The following is a 22072-nucleotide window of genomic DNA, read 5'->3' on the forward strand; positions in this document are numbered from 1 at the left end:
TTCCTTGTTCCTTAGAACAATACGTGAGATGTGTAAATCAATCGCAACGCTAAAATGCCAACCCCAATAGATAGGCCAATCAAGATTGTTTTTGCTCGTAATCGTTTCGCAATGTAGGCACCTAGTTGCCCACCTAGTAAGGCACCAATACCGCAAGGGATGGCCACTTCAAAATGAATATGTCCGTTCAAGAAGTGCGTTAATGTCCCTACCGATGTGGAGGTAGCTAGGATAAAATGACTCGTAGCCGTTGCCATATGCGTAGGGAATCCCATCATATAAATTAAGGCTGGCACGTGAATCAATCCACCACCGATACCAAATAAACTGGATAAGAACCCTACCACAACACTCACCAATACACCAACTGTTTTATTATAGGTCAATTCTTCTAACTGCAAGGATTCTTCTTTACGCTCTCCTTTTCGCATGTTTTTGTAGCCAATAAACCCGGACATGATGAGCAAGAAAGAACCAAACCAGAATCGGAACCCACTACCATCAAAGTATTCCGCCACATGAGCGCCAATGATGGATCCAGGGAAGGTAGCAATGCTAAATAAAATTGCTGCGCTGTAGAGTATTTTTTTCTGTTTCACATAGGCAATGGTTCCAGAAATAGCATTACAAGTTACCGTAAACAACGAAGTACCTACCACCATGGCTGGTGTCCACTCTGGAAAAAAATATAAAAATACAGGTACAAAGATAATACCACCACCAGCACCAATGATGGTTCCTAGTGCAGCCACAGCAACGCCTAACAAGATAAACCCTAATATACTGACTACATCCATATCTTAGTCCTCCTTAGTTAGTTTCGCAAACCGGTCTAACTTATGCTTCTTAAAGATTGCTTTCATCCCACGCTTTTCCGCTTTTTTCTCTGCCTTTTTCTCTGCTTTTTTGGCTACTTTTTGTAAGACTTTTTCCGTCCATGCGTCGCCATGCTCTTCTGCATAGCGTTCCCATTTGGACAATTTTTTCGCCCATTTGTCTATAGAAAGAGTCTCTTTTTTATGTTTCGACTTATCCTTGCTTTTTTCCTTCTTTTTCTTTTTTTCGTGTTTCACAATGCAACATTTTTCTCGTTCTTCTGGAATAGGAGAATTTTCCGTGCAATGTTTACAACGTTTTTTATGTTCTTTTTTAGGTTTTACCGTCTCGAAGGTATCATACAAGTGAGACTCTGTACTAGTTTGTTTTGTTAGGTCTATAGCAGTCTCCTCTTGACTAACATCTGCACGGTCCTCTTCTGCCAACTCCCAGTCTTCATAGTCATATTCATGGATACGCTTCGTTTCGCTAGTACTGCTAAATAAATCCATAAACGAACTTGATACTGGCTTTAGTTCAACGGTTTCCACAACTTCTTCGACAGATTCTTCCCCTTGCCAGCGGTCAGCCATCACAAAGTCTACACCTAAAGCAACACCTACATCATAGCCTTCCACACCTTCCTCAGCCATAGGTTCTACTGCTGTTGGCTCTTCTAAGGAAGATATCATATCATACAGATAGTGCTCTGTTACCATACTTTGGAGACTACGTAGTTCTTCCCATTGTTTTCCTAGCAGCGCCAACATATGAGCAAAGTTTTCTAAATCTTCTACCACTTCCATAGCCATTTCAGGGGACTCCATATGTTGCGCCTCTAAATTCGCCACATATTGCTGTTGTACTTCCTTGCAATGACTATAGGCTGTCTGCAATCCTTGTAACAATTCTTCAATCTGTTCCTGTTCCAATATATATTGTTGCATACTATCCTCCTAAGACGATGTCGTATCATCCTTCAATTTTCGTTTCCACAGAGCTCCCGTGGTAACAATATCTTCTCCAAACCGTTCTTCCAAAGTATCTAGCACTTGCGCTAATCGATCTGGCTCTGTTTCTTCACTCTGAAAAAGCGACTCTTGTTCCACCTCTTGGTGAAAGCCACTGACCGTAATCCCCAATAACCGGAACGGCCCTTGTACATTAAGTTTATTATATAATACACACGCCGTCTCATACAATACATCTTCTCGGTCCGTCTGATAGGATAATCGTTTTTGCCGTGTTTTAGTGGTAAAATCTGGCAATCGCACTTTGATAGCTATCGTATGACCTTTGAGCCCCTTCTGGCGTAATCGTTTAGCCACGTGATGCGCAAAATATCGCCATTCATGGTCGATTTCCTCTGGATCCACTAAATCCCTTTCATAGGTCAGTTCATTGCCTACGGATTGCAACTCACGATTCCACTCAATAGGACGCTCATCAATGCCTTTGGATAACAAATAAATACGTTCACTTTGATGACCGCAATAGGGTTCTAACTCGTGATAGGACTCTAGGCGCGCAACATCTTGAATCTGATGAAAGCCACCTCGTTGTAAAGCTTGTTCCATATGGGCCCCTACGCCCCACAATCTACGCACTGGTAAGCGCCCAATATGTGCTACCTCTTGCCCATGAGGAATAATGTATAAGCCATCTGGTTTTTTCAAATCCGATGCAAGCTTCGCTAAAAACTTATTCGGTCCAATCCCGACAGAGGCGACTAGACCGGTTAAGGACCTAATTTGCTCTTTCACAGCACGTCCTACTGCCATAGGCGATTCATAGAGTTTTCCTAGTCCTGAAATATCTAAAAAAGCCTCATCCAAAGAAATGGGCTCTAAATAGGGACTAAACCGATGCAACACTTCATGAATTTGATCAGAAATTTCATGATATCGTTCCATCCGTGGCAATAGATAGATACCATCTGAGCATAATTTTCTAGCCTTCCCAATAGGCATAGCAGAACGTACCCCAAATTTCCGTGCTTCATAACTGCACGTAGCCACCACACCACGTGAAGAAAGGCCACCCACGATAACTGGATGACCTTGTAGTTCTGGACGATCATGTTGTTCTACAGATGCAAAGAAAGCATCCATGTCTACATGCATAATCCAACGTTTCATATTATTCTACCACCGCTTGTGGAGCATCCTCAATACGGCAGTATTTGATTTGTGCGCAAATGCACTCATCTTTTGTTTTATATAGTTCAGGCAAGAATTTAACAAATTCATCAAATGCTTCTTCATTAATGGAGTAGCGTGTCCACAAACCGCTACGCACAGAATTCACAATACCTGCATCAATTAAGATTTTCATGTGATAACTAAGAGTAGATTGAGATAACTCAAAGCTAGCCAAAATATCACAAGCACATAATTCATTACAAGACAACATGTCTACTATGTGCAATCTCGTTTCATCGCTAAGGGCTTTAAAAATCGCTGCCAAACGTTCGTATGTAACTTCTAACATTCTCATTCTCCTATATGTATTTTACTTGTAACCTTACCCCCTTATTATATACAAATTTCTAAACTAAATCTAATAATTTAAATGAATAAAGGATACTTTTTAGTAATACCACTATGTAATTTAAGAAAGATAAAAACGACAAAGCATAGCTTTGTCGTTTTTATGGGAAGTAAAGGATCTAAGATGTGTTCTTAGGAAAGTTTACAAATATAGTCAACATACTCAAGTAGTACATCATGTATTGTTGAAGATTCGAGAGAGGGAGAGGATTCTTCAACCACAACTAACTACAGGAGCTGTTTATTTACATTAGATTTTGCCAACTAAGCCAAGATCTGCTGGGTTCAATGTTTTTTCACCAGGAGTCCATTTCGCTGGGCACACTTCACCATGTTTTGCAACAAATTGGCAAGCTTGTACTTTACGTACTAACTCAGCAGCGGAACGACCTACACCCATGTCACAGATTTCTGCGGCACGAATGATGCCTTCTGGGTCTACCACGAAAGAACCGCGGTATGCTTGGCCAGACTCTTCAGAGAATGTTTCGAAAAAGTCAGCTAATTCATGTTTAATATCGGATACCATAGTGTATTCGATTTTATTGATAGTAGGAGATGCATCGGACCATGCTTTATGAACGAATGCAGAGTCAACAGATACGGAGAATACTTCTACGCCCAAATCTTTCAATTCTGCGTATTGATCTTGTAAGTCTGCCAATTCTGTTGGACACACAAATGTGAAGTCTGCTGGATAGAATACAAACACGCTCCATTTACCTTCGATATCTTTGTTGCTTACTTTGATGATTTCTGGTTTACGGAATGCATCTAATTCAAAAGCTGGTAGTTGTTTACCGATGATTGCCATTCTAATATCTCCTTTATTGTTACAATCTATGCATAGCACATACTAGGTATGTAGCTATGGAATCAATCTATGTATCTATCATACACTATACTTTTACAAAAATCAATATAGAATTGTTCTCATTCTCTATACCAATAATGCATAGATTATTTTTCTAACATCGTTTCTAGGATGACAACATCGGTTTGCTTCATTCCTTCACGAGCAATGGTTGCTACCGTTTGCACCGTATGGTCAATGTCTTCTTTTACAATACCTTGGCCTGCTTTAAAGCTATTATCCGTCTTTGCTTGTGTATAGGCTAATAAGGAATTACCAAGAGACATACCAATTTTCATAGCACAAGATGCCTTTGCCCCATCGCAAACCACACCGGATGTACCTGCCAATGCATTTGATAATGTTTCCCAAACTACTTCCTTGGATTCATTGAGCAAGAATGCTACACCAGCAGCTGTCGCAGAGGCAGCACTCACTACACCGCAGTACGCACTCAAACGACCAATGTATTGTTTAATGTATAGGGCTAACACATTGGCTAAGGCTAAAGAGCGCAACGTATGGTCACGATCGATACCGTATTCTTTAGCATACATCATGATAGGCACAGATAGCGTAATCCCTTGGTTACCACTACCGCAGTTGATCATTACTGGCATAGAACAGCCGTCCATGCGCGCATCAGAGCCAGCCGCTGCATAGGCACGTGCTCTATCCGCAATGGAAGAAGAATTGGAAATAATCAATTTACCAATGTTAGAACCATAATTATTTTTCATACCTTCTTCGGCAATAGCCATATTCAAATCTAATTGTGGTCCTAAAATATCTTCCAACTCTTTCGCATCTACAGTACTAGCAAATTCATAGCAAGAATCAAAGCACAATTCCATAGAGTGCTTAGCCACTTCTTCTGCAGATAAGGCAATCAACACTTCTCCGTCTTTTTCAGCGTAAGAAATAGTGGTATGTGTATTTTGAACAATGACCTTAGACGTATGCTCACCAGCCACAGCAGTAACTTCGATGAATAAGTTTTCTACCCCTTCTGCTAGCTCAATATCACAGTAATCCGCTTCAAATAAACGGTCTGCTTCTACCACTTGTTCATGAGTAAGGTCTTCTAACACTTCTAATTCTTTCGCTGCTGTCCCTACTAGGGTACCTAAAATAAGACTATAATAAATGCCCGTACGCCCTTCTGAATTAGGAATGGTCACACTTTTTGCATTTTTAATAATATTGCCACTCAAACGACCATGAATATGATCTGGTCGAACGCCCAATAGCTCTGCCGCTTTCGCCGCTGCAAAGGCCAAGGCAATTGGCTCTGTACAACCAAAGGCCGGTTTTACCTCACGTTTTAATAATTCTATGTACTCTGTCATACAAACCTCCTACTTACTTATGTTTAAAAACGATACGTTCCACCTCTACTTGAAATGCATCATATCTGTATATATCATATAGTTTCATACACTACTGGTATATTGTATCATACCACATTCACAACCTATACAAGTATATAAATCAGTTATAGGTGCCATAATTTTTTATCTATGCAATACGCCTCTAACGCCTCTATATCAACGTCTACACCCAATCCAGCACCATTAGGCACCTCCACAAACTGTGAAAGTCCCTTTGCACCACAGTCTTTCATTCTACTAACAATGGGTGGACTAGTCAAATCTCGCTCAAAATAGCGCAACGAATCTGACAAATCTCCCGGCATATAGGTATCTCCTAGAGCCGCTAGTTGTACATGTATCCATTTGGAAATACTGGATTCCACCATGGAGCCAATCCAGTACTGGATGCCATGGTCACGACAATACTGAATGGCCTTGGCCGTTTCTCGAAGACCACCTAAACGCCCTACTTTTACATTGAGTACATCTAACAAGCCATGCGTATGAGCATAGACCAAGTCGTCATATTCCAAAATCGATTCATCTAAACATATAGGAGTCGTAATCCCCCAATCATGCATTGACCTATATTGTTGATAGGTTTCTAAACTATCTATCTGAAAGGGCTCTTCTATACATGCTAAATCAAATTCATTAAATGCCCGTACCTTATCCATATCTTCATAGGTATAACTTTGATTTGCATCCACCGCTAACATAAGGTCTGGATAGGCTGAACGCACACGCTGTACTCGTTCATAACCATCCTTGGGGGATACTTTCAGTTTAATACGCTGACACCCTTGTGATACATAAACAGACACCGCATCCACCAAAGTATTCAAAGGAACCTCGCCAATGACAATGCCCGTAGGTACGGTCGGTAGTAAGGATTGCTGTAGCACGTATTCCACTGTATTGACACCTAAGCGATGGCATTGTAGATGGAGCAAGGCATTTTCCACAGATGCCACAGTCATAGGCATGCCTTCCAGCAGCCATTGTTGTGGCAATGTGGTTGTTGTTTCTTGCCCCAACAGGTTTGGTAAATACCTAGTACATAAGGTATCCCAACAAGATGCCACCGTTTCTTTTGTATAAAAAGGGTCTACAAAGGCCACACATTCCCCGTAACCTACACAGCCCGCTTCATCTTCCAAACGAACAATGAGAGTATCCCTAATGCCTACTTCGCCCTTTGCCGTTTTGAAAGTAAACTTCATCAGTAATTGCACATGGTACAGGGTGATATTTGTAATCATAGGACACCTCTCATTTCTATCATATCACTAGAATTATATATAACTAGTTGGTTTCATAACATAGTGGAGCCCATTGTATTAAGTGGTAGATATGTGGTCGATTGCTGTACTAGATATGTTATCGAGTGTTGTCCTGCCCCGTAGATAGAATCCCTGACACCATCTATTTCCATATCCGTACATCCTTCTAGCATATATGACCAACACATCCCCTAATACCTACCGGTATAAAAAAAGCATTCCAGTATCTGCTGATACGCCTCTGGTGCTTCTACATGTACATTATGCCCTACTTTAGGCACAATGCGATGGACATCGCCAAAATACTGCGCTCCAATGGCTGTATATTTCGTATCTAATTCTCCGCTAATATAACAGACGGGCATGGTCAATTCCGACAAACGATGGCCTACATAAGGCATACTCCCCTGTCCACTTCCTTCCAAGGTGAAAGCCAATGCATGGGGGCTATTGAGCAAGCGCCGCCCTCTAATCTGCTGTTCCACCTTTGTAGGCAAACCTTGTTGTGTCTTAAAAATCTCTAGCTTAGCCCAAGTCTCGCTAAACCACGTGATATCATGTGCTCGAATCCGTTCAGCCAGCGCTTGATCGGCTACATAGCGGTCTTGTCGTTCTACTCTATCTTCTATCCCTACAGAGCCACTTTCCAAAACTAGGTGCGTCACTTCCTCTGGATACTCTAATGCATATAATAAAGCCATCCTCGCCCCCATGGAATACCCCATGAGAGCATATCTTTCACCGGCTACGGCATAGATAACCGTATGCAAATCGATCAGCATCTGTGGTAATGTGTAAGGTCCTAATTCCATAGGTCGAGCCGACCTACCATGACCCATACTATCGATGCGTATCAGTCGATACCCGCTGACCTCGATGCCATCCCAAGTGGAGCCGGATTCGGAAAATCCATGGAAACAGACTAACGGTTTTCCCGTCCCCACTACAGTCACCCCATAGTGGTGCTCTCCTATGTGGATCTGCATGCGTTGCATATCTAAGGTTCGTATATCTTGAATCATTGCTCTCATATTATTGCACCCGATAGACCTTATGTAATTCACAACTACCTTCTTTGGACGTAGGCACTTCTATGAGATGTATCCCCTCTGCACCAATGTATTGTTGCATCGCCTGCTCCAATTCTGCATTGGTGGTGACTTTCACATAGTCTAGGCCATACATGGTCGCTAACCCACTGTAATCAATACCTTGCGGTGTATTGAATAGGTAATCGAAATCGTCCGTTCCTTTTTGTGGCAAATATTGAAAAATCCCACCTCCATCATTGTTATGTAAAATGATGGTCAAATTCATACCATGTGTCTTTCCAATAGCTAGGCCGTTTAAATCGTGAAAGAAACTTAAATCTCCTGTAACCATAACAGTAGGTTTCCCATTCATGCTAAGTCCTAACGCCGTAGATACAGTTCCATCAATACCATTGGTACCACGATTGCCGTACACCATGGCTTGCGATCGTCCAGTGGCCCAGAAATAGTCCATATCACGAATAGACATGCTGTTCGCCGCTAGAATTTGGCCTTCATCGGGCATCATTTGTTGTAACATGTGAATGGTACGACCTTCAAATAGATTCGGTTCCTCTTGGACTTTGTCTAATTGTTCACGGCTATTGGATTCGATTTGTTGCCATATTTGTACATAGGAACTATCTGCTGCTAGCTGTCCACTATACGCACTATTTGTATCTAAGTCTCGATATGTACAATTATCTTTTTGCTCACTTATTTCATAAATTATAGTACCTAACCCTTGTTGTAAAGATAGACCACGATATACTTCTGTTACAAATACATCCAGCGATGCCATCACATGTATGGTAGTCGTCAAACTAGGATTCACCACATCTGCATTAGGGCTGACAGTAATATAATCAATATCCGTTAAGGTCCCCATCCATTGTTGAATCCGCTTCGACACAGGGATTTGCCCCAATTGAATGACCACATCTGGTCGCAACTCTTCCCATCGTTCATGATGAACCAAGAACGCATCATAGGTGCTAATCACGCCCTCGTATTGGCGCAAATTAGACAAAGGGTCACCGATGACCACAGCGCCAATCCGATCGGCGAAGTCCACCACCGCTTTCGGGTTCGTAACCGACGGACCGCCCAAAATGAGTACTCGTTTTCCATCCAGCAACGATACCAAGGATGCTATCTCTTCATGTTTCACAAGTTGGAATGGTTTCGCACTACGACCTTGTTTAAAATACTCCGCCCCACGATTGGGCACCAAGGGCTCAAACAAAGGTACATTGATGTGTACAGGCCCCAGTTTGTGGTCATTCGCTTTCAAATAGGCACGGCGTGCCAATTGACGAGGGTATGTGTAATAGTAACTTTCACTAGGCACAGACAATTCCTCATAATAGTTCACGGCGGTGCCAAAATATTTCTGTTGATCAATGGTCTGCGGTGCCCCTACTTGCTGCAAGGTATACGGACGGTCGGCGGACAAAATAATCATAGGCACACCGCTGTGCTTGGCTTCCACCACAGCAGGTCCATAATGAGTCAATGCAGACCCCGATGTACACACCAATACGGCTGGTTCCCCTTGCGCTTTGGCAATGCCCAACGCCATAAACCCAGCAGACCGCTCATCAATATTCATATACGTGTGAAAGCCTCCATGGCTTTGAAAGAGCATGGCTAATGTAGTGGACCGTGAACCAGGGCTGAACACCGCATGGCGCACCCCTAATTGGTATAACTCATCCACCAAACTTGCTATATATTCATTCATATCGTATCTCCTATACCAATCTGTGGTATTGCGTTATAGTTAATAGTGACTATCTACTAGTATTATACCATTGTTTTTAGATTCTGTACGTATCCATATGAGTTGCACTGGGCATCTATCTAACACCTAGACGCCACCTACCTCGTTCATAATTAACTAGCATACATAGTCGTGAGAGCATAGCACAAAAAAGGAATGCTGATTCCTCAACATTCCTTTTAAATTTCCTATATCTTTTCCACAAACGTATGTAGATCCATCATCCTACCTATTGCATGCCTAGTTTAACCTATACGTAGATATATCATCCTACAATGCATCCAATATAGTCCCCATTTTATTAATGGTTTCTTCGTACTCTTCATCGCTATTGGATTCGCTCACAATACCACATCCAGCATAGGCATAGAGTCTGTTACCCATGATGAGGGCAGAGCGAATAGCAACCACCAGAATGCCATCCCCCATATCTTTCATAAATCCAAAGGGTGCCGCATACATGCCACGCTCATGGGCTTCATACTTCGCCAGTAAATCCATCGCCAGTTCTCGCGGCTCGCCCCCTAGGGCTGGTGTAGGGTGCAATAATTGCCCCCATTCGATGAGCGATTTCGTACTATCCTTAGCCGTGATGATAGTCCGCAAATGGTATAACCGTGAAAGCTCCATAATCCCTGTCTCTCCTACGGTCACATCCTCCGTCACTTGCCGCATCGTATGCACAATACGATCTCGCACGATATTGTGCTCCACCCGATTTTTATGGTCATTTAGGAATCGTTCCTTCGTCCACGCCTTAGGACCAAACTTCGGTGCCGTTCCTGCCAAAGCATAGCTTAAAATTTCATCCCCTCGATGACGTACGAGAATTTCAGGGGAGGCCCCCACGAAGGTACGTCCCTCTTTTTCATAACCAAAAATAAAGCAATTCGGGTTGTTCTCCACCAAACGGTCCAATATGCTCACCACATCAAACTTTGTAGGGCTAGTAAACTCTACCTCACGAGAGGAAACCACCTTCGTCATGCGCCCTACGTGAATATTCGTCAAAATGGCATCCATCAAGGTATCCCAATCTTGTTTATCATCACTAGTTTCTGTAAACGTATGGTCTACACGCTTAATCTTATGGCGCTGTATATCTACGCCCTCCCCTGCATGCAGGTAAAAGGACTCCCCATTTTCTACAATATAGTAATGGGTGAAAGCCACCATTTCATGGCCCATGTTATGCCATTTTTCATCTTTCACAGTCGGAAAGAAGGTGCCCCCATAAAATACGTACGCATATTGTTCCCGATCACTGTCGTCTTGTACCACCGCCAATCGTTTAGCGCCTACCACCACACGATCGCTTTGACGGTCCCCCCAAAAGACCCGTTCCTCGCCCTCGAAGTTTAGCCAAAACTCCAAAGGATTGTCTAATTGTAAAGGCTCCTTAGTATATTTCATATGACTCCTCATCATTCGCAATGTATCTACTGCTATCTATGCTCTATATAGCAAGTTATTCCACGTTGTTAGCTTAGGTCTGTATAAGCACATATCTAGCAATCTACATGTTACTATTCCTAACGCAACCTTTCTATAACCCCTATCCCGTATAGCTAGGAGGTACTAAAAAACTTGCTACATCATACTCAGTTATTACAATTATACCACATGCATAGCATAGTATAGGCTACATAATAGTCTGAGAGATTACTATTTGACTGTATTACAATTATACCACCCTTCAACAGCTGATAGAACTTCAAGATTAGTAAGACTCATTACACACTTTTCTTAACAGAACCTCGTACAAACAAAGGACCTTTTACTGGTGTAGTCAAAGATACCTCCGATTGCGGCGAAAACAAATAGTTCTCACGCATACGTTGAATACGGTCCACTTTGATGAAAGGTTTCTTGAAAAACTCCTCCGATGCATCGTTGATAATATTCAATTTCTCATTCACCTCAGACTCAGTGCCTTTGTTGGTATCAAAGGATAACGTATAGGTCTGCTCGGTGCGATGATCATAGTACTCTGCCTTCGGCACGCGTTTATCAAAGGTAATGGTAAAGTCATTATTTTCTTCTACCCACCAAAAGTACCATAGGAGATGACGCATTTGCAAATGATGACCAGTCACCACCTGTACATCCCCTTTGTCCTCAAAGGTCTTCTGTGGTGTATAGCTCACATAATCAGGTACAGTCCCGCCTCTATGAACATACCCTACAATCCAGCCAGGAGACGCTGTTATCGTTTCGACGCCTCGCATACTAAATATCATACCGACTACAAAGGCGATTATACATATAGTACCGGCCCACTTTTCCTTCTTCGTGAAAGTAAATAGTTCTCGCAAGCTCATGTTTCCTATCTCGTTCCATCCGTCTTTCCATTTGTTTTTCCAATTCATGTTCATACCTCTTTCTGTCATCAAACAAACACTATATAACAATTGGTACTTTCAGTATATCGAAGAGGAATGACAAAATATGTCATTGTGAAAGTTTTTTGTAACTGTTATATGTAGAGCTTCGAGATACAACAAATTTCATCGTCCGTAATACTAAAATATCTTCCCTTATGGTTCTTATCATCAGAATAAAAAATACATGCTAGGACACCTCACATGTATTTTTATTATTCTTTTACTCCCTCTACATCAAAAGATTTTAGCGGTATATACCTTTACAACCGTTCCTTCCTATCCTGTATATCCTACATCATCAACTAGTATATAAATTGCCCTATTTCTGATATACTCATAGGTATATAACTATATGAAATAAATCACTCACTATAACCCATGAGTGCTATGATAACACCTCAGAGAATAAAGGAGTTTTTATGCGATACAACACACGAATGACTAAAGAGCAAGCCAAAGAAATCTATGCTGACTTAGGGTATCTTTCCCAGCCTTTCCCTTATGCGTCTGCTCCGTTCCTTGAAAGTTACGCTCGTCTATTAGGACTTTCACCGGCCCCTGCTAGCACAGCTCGCATTTTGGAAATCGGATCTTCCTACGGCGGTAATTTAATTTCTCAGGCTCTGTTCTATCCGCAGGCGACTTTCACAGGCATCGAAATTGCTCCGACACAGGTGAGCGTAGGCAAGACCTACATCGACCAATTGGGCATCACTAACCTTAACTTGTTAGAAGGTGATGTGAATGAAAGTCACCAGCACCTCGGCACCTATGATTACATCATTGCCCATGGTTTCTATTCTTGGGTGGACGAGGATACAAAAGATAATTTTCTTCGCCTCTGCAAAGAGCATCTAGCAGAGAACGGTATCTTGTACATGTCCTATAACACCTACCCAGGTTGGCATAAGATGGACAGTGTTCGCGCTCTCTTGAAGTTTGCCAACAAAGATATCGACACCTTGAACCATCGCGAAAAAGTGCGCCACGGTAAAACGATTGCCAGTAAGCTAGGCGCTCTCATGCTTGAATACGATACGGTAAAAAACCAACAAGCATCATTTTTGCAGTCCTTACGTCAAACATTGCAAAAACAAGATTGCTACGTTGGCCATGACCATTTAGAGCCAGTGAACACACCAGTGTACTTTTACCAATGCATGGACCATATGGCGGAGCATGGATTTACCTACCTTTGCGACTGCGATCTAAATTTATCATTCCCCGATGTGTATGACAAAACATTGCGCACTCAATTACAAGACCTAGCCCCTCATGACCCATTGGCACGAGAACAGTACATCGATTTCATGCTGAACACAGCATTCCGCAAATCCTTGTTTACCCGCAAAGGGGCTACGCCAAAACGCATCACAGAAACATCTGTCACTGATGCAGAATTCCACCGCAACTTGGAGCAATTCCTATTCACCCTACGCATTCCATCGGAGCATTTAGAGCCCATCTTTGAAAACTTGGCAAAACGTATGCCAAACTCTGAACACTTAGTAAACCAAGGGGCAATCTCTGCCGATGCAACTACTCACACAGTTAAAAACTGTGAAGAACCTCATGCACAGTTTGCTACTCCAGAGATAGAGCAAATAGATATAACTAATATTCATGATCCTCAGGTCAGTTCAAAAACAGATATAGCACCTAATTCTATACCTTCAAGCTCTACAAGCCCATTAACCATGAAAGGATTAGTACACCTTTTCCAACAGGAAGGTCCGCATTTCTATCTGAAAGACAATACATTAGTGACCTATACAGGAGAGCATACCATTCCTGATATGTGCTTGCCATGGTTCTATCAGTTCTTAATAGAGCACATCATTCAAGGCGGTATCAGCCTATCTGTGTTGGAAACAGAGCATCCTTTCAAACATCATATTTTTGAAGAAAAGAAAAGCTATATCCCTGAGCGCTATATTCCATTCGTAGAGATTATGCCACAAGAAGGCGTGAACGCTTACATCTACCCTGGCAATCGCTACAATGATCCTATCTCCGATTTCAACGAAGAAGATTTAGAGTTCATGAAACTTCTCAGCAAGCCAACCACAAAACATGATGTGATGTGCAAAATCTACGAGGCTATGACAGAAGAAAGCATTAGCCCTCTGGCTTTACAGCAATCCAATAAATATACCATGATCCTTGCTTTCTACGAAGAAATGATCCGCCGTATGGAATACTTCGGATTCTTAGAAGTGGACGAAACACAATTTAGCTAATCCACTACAAAGCAAGTTCTAATATATGATTCTATCTTGCTACTAGCCATATGAATCACATACTACCACGATTTCAAATACATCTATACTACAACAGCGACTCCATCCCACGGGACAGAGTCGCTATTTTCATGTATTCAATTCATTTTATTTCGGTTCTATACTATATGTTATCGAACCTAAAAAATAGATCTATAACATCATTATGGTATCAAAGAGAATACGCTATGGGTTGCATCATTCTGAACACTTCAGAGTCCGTACACTTCTATTGAGAAAAAAGAATAGCACTAGCTATTTCAATAACTAGTGCTAAGAGCTTTTTATATGAGCAGCCCCCACATTTGCCAAAGAGCCCTTAAAAAGCAAAAAAGGCTGCAACAGAATGAGTGAAACTCATCCTATCACAACCAGATTGCTGTTGATTATACAAGCTCAAGAATAGCCAATGGAGCTGCATCGCCTTTACGAAGGCCAAGTTTGATTACACGAGTGTAACCACCGTTGCGCTCAGCATATTTTGGAGCAATTTCATCAAATAATTTTTTTACTGCATCTTCGTTCATAAGAAAAGCAAGAACTTGACGACGAGCATGTAAGTCGTCACGTTTGCCCAATGTAATCATTTCATCAACATATTTGCGAAGCTCTTTTGCTTTTGCTTCTGTTGTTTCAATGCGTTCATGTACGAAGAGAGATGTTACCATACCGCGGAACAACGCTTTACGAGCGGAACTGTTGCGGCCTAATTTTCTGTATGCCATTAGTCTTTCTCCTCTTATTCGCTTTGAGATGTTAAGGAATCATTACTCTCATTGTAAGATTGTAATTTCTCTAGAATTTCTTCTACAGATTTTTTCCCTAAATTGCGGATTTTTCCTAATTCGTCTTCTGTTTTACCAGTTAAGTCACCGATAGTATGAATGTTAGCGCGTTTCAAACAATTGAAAGCACGAACAGACAACTCAAGATCTTCAATAGGAATTGTCGTTGGTCCTTTAGGTTCAGCATCAATATCGCCACCTTCTTGACCATTTGCACTTGTTAATTCTGCTTCACTTTCCCCTACATTGATCATATCATGAGAATGAGCTAATCGAGTAAAGTTTCCTAGATAGGAAATCATGATTGCTGCAGATTTAGCAATTGCATCAGATGCTGTAATAGAACCATTTGTCCAAACTTCTAAAGTAAGCTTATCAAAGTCCATTTCGTTGCCCACACGGACATCGCTGACTTCATATTTTGCTCTTAGAATTGGCGAGAAGATAGAATCAATTGGAATTTGACCAATCATATCATCTTCACGTTTATTCTTAGTAGATGGTACATATCCTTTACCGCGTTCGATACGCACATCCATTACAAGATGAGCTGCTTCATCCATTGTAGCAATTACCAATTCTGGATTTAAGACTTCGATTTCAGGAGGCATGAATTGAATCAAGTCACCTGCTGTTAATACTCCATCTTTACGAACATCGATATGTACATCCATCGGTACAGGTGCTTCCTCTTCAAGACGAATGCACAACTGTTTAAGGTTCAGAATAATATCGGATACATCCTCACGAACACCTTCAATCGTAGAGAACTCATGAAGTACTCCGTCAATCTTGATGGAAGTAATTGCTGCTCCATCTAAGGATGAAAGCAAAATGCGACGCAAGCTATTACCGAGAGTAATACCATAACCACGATCCAATGGCTCGCATACAAATTTACCGTAGCGGCCATCTTCAGTCATTACTACTTTCTCGATTCTAAGTTTTTTTTCTTCGCTCATCAGGTATACCCTCCTCTAAAACTTGTCACTTTTCTAAGTATATAGCTCAGATTATACGCGACGACGTTTTGGAGGACGACAGCCGTTATGAGGAATTGGAGTCACATCTTTAATGCTTGTTACTTCAAGACCAGCTGCTTGCAACGCACGAATCGCTGCTTCACGACCAGATCCTGGACCTTTAACAAATACTTCTACAGTGCGAAGACCGTGTTCCATAGCTGCTTTTGCCGCTTGTTCAGCTGCCATTTGTGCTGCAAATGGAGTGGATTTACGGGAACCACGGAAACCTAGACCACCAGCAGATGCCCAAGAAAGAGCATTACCGTTTACGTCTGTTACTGTAACGATAGTGTTGTTAAAAGTGGAGCGAATATGCGCTGCACCAGATTCGATATGTTTCTTTTCTTTTCTTTTGGATCTAACTGTTTTCTTAGCCACAATATCCCTCCTTTATTATTTCTTCTTACCTGCGATTGCTTTACGAGGACCCTTACGAGTACGAGCATTTGTCTTCGTACGTTGACCACGACATGGAAGTCCCATACGATGACGTTTACCGCGATAGGAGTTGATTTCAATTAAGCGTTTAATGTTAAGTGCTTCTTCACGACGAAGATCACCTTCTACTTTATACTCTGCATCAAGAAGTTCACGGATTTTAGCTACTTCATCTTCACTTAAATCACGAACGCGAGTATCTGGGTTGATACCAGTTTTAGCTAATACTTCTTTAGAAAGAGTAAGACCGATACCGTAAATATAAGTTAAACCAATTTCCACACGTTTGTCACGTGGTAAATCTACACCGGCTATACGTGCCATCTATTCATCCACCTCCTATCAATTATCCTTGTTTTTGTTTATGTTTTGGGTTTTCGCAAATAACCATTACGCGGCCTTTACGTTTAATAATTTTACATTTTTCGCATATCTTTTTAACTGATGGTTTAACCTTCATAAGTACCTCCTTTGTGGATCCTATGCTTACTTAAAGCGATAGGTGATGCGACCACGGCTTAAGTCATATGGTGTCAGTTCCATAGTAACTTTATCACCAGGAAGGATACGGATAAAATTCATACGCATTTTACCTGACACATGAGCCAAAACCACATGACCATTTTCCAATTCTACTTGGAACATAGCATTTGGTAATGCCTCAACGACCGTACCTTCCACTTCAATAACGTCTTCTTTTGACATATCTTTTATCCTCCGGTTACTGGTTATTGTATTAACCTCGGTGTATCACGCATAGTAAGTATTTCAGTACCATTTTCAGTAATGGCAATGGTATGTTCAAAGTGAGCAGCTGGCTTACGGTCCATTGTGACCGCAGTCCAGTTGTCTTCAAGAACTCTTACTTTGTGCGTGCCCATAGTAATCATTGGCTCAATACAGATGACCATTCCTGGTCTAAGTTCTGGACCTTTGCCCTTAGTACCATAATTTGGAACTTGTGGATCTTCATGCATGTTTTTTCCTAAACCATGGCCTACAAAATCTCGCACAACACCATATCTATGACGTTCTGCATGAGATTGTACTGCATGGGAAATATCTCCTATATGATTACCAGCTACAGCTTGTTCAATCCCTTTAAAGAGACATTCTTCTGTAACCTTTAGCAATGCATATACTTTAGGACTTACTTCTCCTACTGGAACAGTAATCGCAGAATCTCCATGATATCCATTAATGGATGATACTAAATCAATGCTGATGACATCGCCATCTTTTAGTATACGAGATGCACTTGGAATCCCATGTACCACTTCATGATTTATGGAAGCACAGATAGTTGCTGGATACCCATAGTAACCAATGCAGCTTGGAATTCCTCCATGACTGCGAATATATTCTTCGGCAAATTGGTCTAACTCAAGCGTTGATACGCCCGGCTTTACTAATTTAGCAAGCTCGGTCAACGTCGCTGCTGTCAGTTGAGATGCCTTTCGGATATGCTCAATTTCTTCGGGCGATTTAAAAATAATCATTGATTATTTCTCCAAAGCCGTAACGATATTTGCAAATACTGTGTCCACATCCTGTAAGCCGTTGATTTCTACATATTGACCGCTATTACGGTAGTAATCGATCAATGGTTTAGTAGACTCTTCGTATACAGCAAGACGTTTCTGTACTGTTTCCGGTTTGTCATCATCACGATTTTCAAGACGTGCTCTTTCACTGATGCGTCGAACCAACTCTTCAGAAGGAACACTCAAATTAAGTACAGCATCAAGAACGATGTTCATTTCTTTTAAAATCGCATCCAAGGAAACAGCTTGTGCTGTAGTTCGAGGGAAGCCATCTAAAATGAAACCTTGTTTACAGTCATCCTTGGACAAGCGTTCACGAACGATGCCAATGGTAACGCTATCTGGAACAAGTTGTCCAGCATCCATATATTTCTTAGCTTCTAATCCTAATGGAGTAGATTCTTTCACAGCGGCACGGAACATGTCACCTGTAGAAATTTGAGGGATACCATATTTTTCAATCAGACGAGCTGCCTGCGTGCCTTTACCAGCACCTGGAGGTCCCATTAATAAAATATACATATCATAATCTCCTATTTCACAAAGCCCTTATATTGGCGTGTTAATACTAAAGATTCTACTTGTTGCATTGTATCTAATGCTACGCCCACTACGATGAGTAGTGCTGTACCACCAAAGTACACACCTTGAATGCCTGTCAATCCACCAATCATATTCGGTAAGATTGCAACGAAAGCTAAGAAAAATGCACCTACTAGTGTAATTCGAGTCATTACTCGGTCTACATAGTCAGCAGTCGGTTTTCCTGGGCGAATACCTGGGATAAAACCACCGTGTTTTTTCATATTATCTGCCATATCCGTAATATTGATTGAGATAGCTGTATAGAAGTATGTAAAAAATAAAATCAATACGGCATACAAAATTGTTTGTATCGGCGTTCCCCATTGGAAATAACTTGCTACAGTTTGTACCCAAGGTACTTGTACAAATTGCGCCAATGTAGCTGGGAACATCAATATGGATGACGCAAAGATAATTGGGATAACCCCTGCTTGATTGACTTTCAAAGGCAGGAATGTTGAGTGACCACCATACATTTTTCGTCCTACCACACGTTTAGCATATTGGATAGGGATACGACGTTGGCCTTGTGTCACAGCAATTACAAGAACGATCATAGCTACCGCGATGATAGCAAATAGAATCGCTTGAAATACATTAATTGTACCTACTTGTAGGTATTGGTATATAGTTTGAACCCCATCAGGGAATCGTGCTACGATACCAGCAAAGATAATGAGTGAAATACCATTACCTATGCCATGAGCTGTAATTTGTTCCCCCACCCACATCAACAAGCATGTACCTGCTGTAAGGATGATGGAAATCAAAATGACAGACATAAAGCTATTGTCTATAAGCGCATTGCTTGCACGTAGTGCATAGGTCATACCAAAGGCTTGAATAAAGCCAAGGATCACTGTGCCATAACGTGTTACTTTTGCAATTTTTTTACGCCCTTCTTCTCCATCTTTACTCCATGCTTCAAATGTTGGTACTACAGCCCCTAACAATTGCATGATAATCGATGCATTGATATAAGGTGTAATACTCATTGCAAAGATAGAGAATTTACTTAACGCACCACCGGCGAACAAATCTAGTAAACCAAATAGGTTACCACTGGTGAATAAGCTTTCAATAACAGATGCCTCTACGCCAGGTACCGGGATATGGATACCTAAGCGAAAGACAATGAACATAAGTAATGTATAGACTACTTTGTTGCGTAATTCCGTTACTTTTGTGATGTTCAAGAGGCTATCTAGCACCCTAGATCACCTCTACTTTTCCACCTGCTGCTTCGATTTTTTCTACTGCAGATTTTGTAAAGCCGTTAGCGATAACAGTTAATTTACGTTCTAAAGTTCCGTTACCAAGGATACGGATGCCATCACGTACGTTTTTCAAAATACCAGCTTCAATAAGAGCTACTGGATCTACAGTTGCACCGTCTTCGAAACGATTCAATTGGGATACATTAACTTCTGCATATTGAAGTGCAAAGATATTTTTGAAACCACGTTTTGGTAAACGACGATAAAGAGGCATTTGGCCACCTTCGAAGCCAGTGCGCACACCGCCACCACTACGAGAATTTTGACCTTTTTGACCACGACCGGAAGTTTTACCTAAACCGGATCCAAGACCACGACCTACACGAGTACGAGTTTTTTTGGAACCTGCAGCCGGAGCTAATTCATGAAGTTTCATTCGTGCACCTCCTTATCTATTATACTTCTTCTACTTTTACTAAATGTCTAACTTTGTGAAGCATACCTTCGATTTGAGGTGTCACTTCTTTAACTACTTGGGAGTTAGTTTTTTTCAATCCAAGAGCTTTAACAGTCGCACGTTGATCTGCAGGACGACCGATTAAGCTTTTTGTTAATGTTACTTTAACTTGTGCCATTATTGGTCTCCTTATTAACCGTAAATTTCTTCAAGAGTTTTGCCACGAAGTGCCGCCACGTCTTGAGCTCGTTTTAATTGAGCTAAACCTTCTAGTGTTGCGCGAACCATGTTGTTAGGATTAGAAGATCCTAATGATTTAGTCAAGATGTTACGAACACCAACTAATTCCAATACGGCACGTACTGGGCCACCAGCGATAACTCCAGTACCTTCTGCAGCTGGTTTCAAGAATACGCGACCTGCGCCGAATGTTCCTGTAACTGTGTGAGGGATTGTACCATTTTTAATAACAACATGAATAAGGTTTTTCTTAGCATCATCAATGCCTTTACGGATTGCATCAGGTACTTCCGCAGCTTTACCTAAGCCAACACCTACATGACCGTTGCCGTCACCAACAACTACAAGGGCGCTGAAGGAAAAACGACGACCACCTTTAACAACTTTGGCTACGCGGTTGATGAATACTACTCTTTCTTTAAGATCAAGAGTTGTGTAATCAATTCTTGCCATGTCTATAGTTCCTCCTTCTTAGAATTTTAAGCCTGCTTCACGAGCACCTTCTGCAAGGGCTGCTACACGACCATGATAAATGTAACCACCGCGGTCAAATACTACTGTATCGATACCTGCAGCAATTGCTTTTTTCGCAACAGCTTCACCAACTGCTTTAGCAGCAGCTACGTTACCGCCGTAGGAAAGATTTAATTCTTTATCTTGAGAGCTAGCAGATACTAATGTTTTGCCAGCTACGTCATCAATGACTTGAGCATAAATATTGCTTAAAGAACGGAATACGTTCAAGCGAGGACGTGCAGCCGTACCGGAAATGTGACGACGTAAACGTAAATGACGTTTTGCACGAGCAATTTTGCGTTTGGATGTTCCTGCCAAGATGTCCACTCCTTTCTAATGTAAACTGTTATTACTTACCTTTAGCGCCAGCTTTACCTGCTTTACGACGAACAACTTCGCCTTCGTAACGGATACCTTTACCTTTGTAAGGTTCTGGTTTTCTCCATTTACGAATATCAGCTGCTACTGCACCAACAACTTCTTTGTCAGCACCAGAAACAACGATTTTATTAGGAGCTGGGACATCGATTGTAATACCAGCAGGAGCTTCCATCTCTACTGGATGGGAGAAGCCCAATGTTAAAGCAAGTTTGTTACCTTGCTTAGCCGCTCTGTAACCAACGCCATTGATTTCTAAAGTTTTAGTAAAGCCTTCATGTACGCCTGTTACCATATTTGCAACAAGAGCACGAGTTAAACCATGTAAAGAACGGTGTTCTTTTCCATCGCTAGGACGAGTTACTGTGATTACATTTTCTTCAACAGCAATGTTAATATCCGGATGGAAAGTACGAGTTAATTCACCTTTTGCACCCTTAACTGTTAACGTATGCTCGTTTTGAGTTACAGTTACGCCAGCTGGGATCTCGATAGGCATTCTACCGACACGTGACATTCTTTCTACCTCCTATTGC

The 22072-nt window shown here is 41.5% G+C and carries 26 protein-coding genes; 1 reads left to right on the forward strand and 25 read right to left on the reverse strand.

The window, feature by feature from the left end:
• Positions 1-11 precede the first annotated feature (11 nt).
• The 11 genes from EO116_RS02410 to EO116_RS02460 form a co-directional block, all read right to left on the reverse strand.
• Positions 12-797: a sulfite exporter TauE/SafE family protein gene (locus EO116_RS02410; protein ID WP_127069358.1), complete on the reverse strand. Its 786-nt coding sequence runs from the start codon at positions 795-797 to the stop codon at positions 12-14.
• A 3-nt stretch (positions 798-800) separates the two neighbouring features.
• A complete protein-coding gene (locus EO116_RS02415; RefSeq protein ID WP_127160480.1) occupies positions 801-1763 on the reverse strand; it encodes a hypothetical protein in 963 nt (320 codons plus the stop codon).
• 9 nt (positions 1764-1772) lie between these two features.
• Positions 1773-2954, reverse strand: coding sequence for a DNA polymerase IV (locus EO116_RS02420; protein ID WP_127160481.1), 1182 nt, complete (start codon positions 2952-2954; stop codon positions 1773-1775).
• Position 2955: 1 nt separating this feature from the next.
• Entirely contained in the window at positions 2956-3306 is a 351-nt protein-coding gene (locus tag EO116_RS02425; protein ID WP_127160482.1) for a helix-turn-helix transcriptional regulator, read from the reverse strand.
• 309 nt (positions 3307-3615) lie between these two features.
• Positions 3616-4179 (reverse strand): redoxin domain-containing protein, encoded by a 564-nt coding sequence (locus tag EO116_RS02430; protein ID WP_127160483.1) that lies wholly within the window; start codon positions 4177-4179, stop codon positions 3616-3618.
• 146 nt (positions 4180-4325) lie between these two features.
• Positions 4326-5567, reverse strand: coding sequence for a serine dehydratase subunit alpha family protein (locus EO116_RS02435; protein ID WP_127160484.1), 1242 nt, complete (start codon positions 5565-5567; stop codon positions 4326-4328).
• 146 nt (positions 5568-5713) lie between these two features.
• Entirely contained in the window at positions 5714-6853 is a 1140-nt protein-coding gene (gene menC, locus EO116_RS02440) for an o-succinylbenzoate synthase (RefSeq protein ID WP_127160485.1), read from the reverse strand.
• Between the two features lie 212 nt (positions 6854-7065).
• The gene (menH, locus tag EO116_RS02445) at positions 7066-7905 is read right to left on the reverse strand and encodes a 2-succinyl-6-hydroxy-2,4-cyclohexadiene-1-carboxylate synthase (protein WP_240629112.1); all 840 of its coding nucleotides are present in this window, start codon (positions 7903-7905) and stop codon (positions 7066-7068) included.
• 1 nt (position 7906) lies between these two features.
• The gene (menD, locus tag EO116_RS02450; RefSeq protein ID WP_127160486.1) at positions 7907-9649 is read right to left on the reverse strand and encodes a 2-succinyl-5-enolpyruvyl-6-hydroxy-3-cyclohexene-1-carboxylic-acid synthase; all 1743 of its coding nucleotides are present in this window, start codon (positions 9647-9649) and stop codon (positions 7907-7909) included.
• Between the two features lie 309 nt (positions 9650-9958).
• Positions 9959-11101 carry an isochorismate synthase gene (locus EO116_RS02455; protein WP_127160487.1) on the reverse strand — a complete coding sequence of 381 codons (1143 nt, stop codon included), beginning with the start codon at positions 11099-11101 and terminating at the stop codon, positions 9959-9961.
• Between the two features lie 320 nt (positions 11102-11421).
• Positions 11422-12057 (reverse strand): hypothetical protein, encoded by a 636-nt coding sequence (locus tag EO116_RS02460; protein ID WP_127160488.1) that lies wholly within the window; start codon positions 12055-12057, stop codon positions 11422-11424.
• A gap of 434 nt (positions 12058-12491) precedes the next feature.
• Here EO116_RS02460 and EO116_RS02465 point away from each other — a divergent pair, with 434 nt between their 5' ends.
• A complete protein-coding gene (locus EO116_RS02465; RefSeq protein ID WP_127160489.1) occupies positions 12492-14312 on the forward strand; it encodes a class I SAM-dependent methyltransferase in 1821 nt (606 codons plus the stop codon).
• 425 nt (positions 14313-14737) lie between these two features.
• On the opposite strand, the gene rplQ is transcribed toward EO116_RS02465, so the two are convergent.
• Genes rplQ through rplF form a run of 14 tightly spaced genes read right to left on the reverse strand, consistent with a single transcriptional unit; the run spans position 14738 to position 22053 of the window.
• A complete protein-coding gene (gene rplQ / locus EO116_RS02470; RefSeq protein WP_127160490.1) occupies positions 14738-15076 on the reverse strand; it encodes a 50S ribosomal protein L17 in 339 nt (112 codons plus the stop codon).
• 14 nt (positions 15077-15090) lie between these two features.
• Positions 15091-16098 (reverse strand): DNA-directed RNA polymerase subunit alpha, encoded by a 1008-nt coding sequence (locus EO116_RS02475; RefSeq protein ID WP_127160491.1) that lies wholly within the window; start codon positions 16096-16098, stop codon positions 15091-15093.
• A gap of 51 nt (positions 16099-16149) precedes the next feature.
• Positions 16150-16539, reverse strand: coding sequence for a 30S ribosomal protein S11 (gene rpsK, locus EO116_RS02480; protein WP_009353912.1), 390 nt, complete (start codon positions 16537-16539; stop codon positions 16150-16152).
• A gap of 15 nt (positions 16540-16554) precedes the next feature.
• Positions 16555-16923: a 30S ribosomal protein S13 gene (rpsM, locus tag EO116_RS02485; protein WP_009353922.1), complete on the reverse strand. Its 369-nt coding sequence runs from the start codon at positions 16921-16923 to the stop codon at positions 16555-16557.
• A gap of 22 nt (positions 16924-16945) precedes the next feature.
• Positions 16946-17059 carry a 50S ribosomal protein L36 gene (rpmJ, locus tag EO116_RS02490; protein WP_007391661.1) on the reverse strand — a complete coding sequence of 38 codons (114 nt, stop codon included), beginning with the start codon at positions 17057-17059 and terminating at the stop codon, positions 16946-16948.
• 26 nt (positions 17060-17085) lie between these two features.
• On the reverse strand, positions 17086-17304 hold the full coding sequence (gene infA / locus EO116_RS02495; protein WP_009353944.1) for a translation initiation factor IF-1: 219 nt from the start codon (positions 17302-17304) through the stop codon (positions 17086-17088).
• A gap of 23 nt (positions 17305-17327) precedes the next feature.
• Positions 17328-18098 (reverse strand): type I methionyl aminopeptidase, encoded by a 771-nt coding sequence (gene map, locus EO116_RS02500; RefSeq protein ID WP_127160492.1) that lies wholly within the window; start codon positions 18096-18098, stop codon positions 17328-17330.
• A gap of 3 nt (positions 18099-18101) precedes the next feature.
• Entirely contained in the window at positions 18102-18665 is a 564-nt protein-coding gene (locus EO116_RS02505) for an adenylate kinase (protein ID WP_009353894.1), read from the reverse strand.
• Between the two features lie 11 nt (positions 18666-18676).
• Positions 18677-19939 carry a preprotein translocase subunit SecY gene (gene secY, locus EO116_RS02510; RefSeq protein ID WP_127069344.1) on the reverse strand — a complete coding sequence of 421 codons (1263 nt, stop codon included), beginning with the start codon at positions 19937-19939 and terminating at the stop codon, positions 18677-18679.
• 1 nt (position 19940) lies between these two features.
• Positions 19941-20381 carry a 50S ribosomal protein L15 gene (gene rplO / locus EO116_RS02515; protein ID WP_009353906.1) on the reverse strand — a complete coding sequence of 147 codons (441 nt, stop codon included), beginning with the start codon at positions 20379-20381 and terminating at the stop codon, positions 19941-19943.
• Positions 20382-20400: 19 nt separating this feature from the next.
• Positions 20401-20580, reverse strand: a complete 180-nt coding sequence (rpmD, locus tag EO116_RS02520) for a 50S ribosomal protein L30 (protein ID WP_009353936.1) — start codon at positions 20578-20580, stop codon at positions 20401-20403.
• Between the two features lie 14 nt (positions 20581-20594).
• A complete protein-coding gene (gene rpsE, locus EO116_RS02525) occupies positions 20595-21095 on the reverse strand; it encodes a 30S ribosomal protein S5 (RefSeq protein ID WP_009353893.1) in 501 nt (166 codons plus the stop codon).
• Between the two features lie 18 nt (positions 21096-21113).
• On the reverse strand, positions 21114-21476 hold the full coding sequence (rplR, locus tag EO116_RS02530) for a 50S ribosomal protein L18 (protein ID WP_126939411.1): 363 nt from the start codon (positions 21474-21476) through the stop codon (positions 21114-21116).
• Between the two features lie 31 nt (positions 21477-21507).
• Entirely contained in the window at positions 21508-22053 is a 546-nt protein-coding gene (gene rplF / locus EO116_RS02535) for a 50S ribosomal protein L6 (RefSeq protein WP_127069343.1), read from the reverse strand.
• Between the last annotated feature and the right edge of the window lie 19 nt (positions 22054-22072).

Origin of the sequence: Veillonella sp. VA137 (assembly GCF_003992015.1) — a bacterium.
Classification (GTDB): Bacteria; Bacillota; Negativicutes; order Veillonellales; family Veillonellaceae; genus F0422.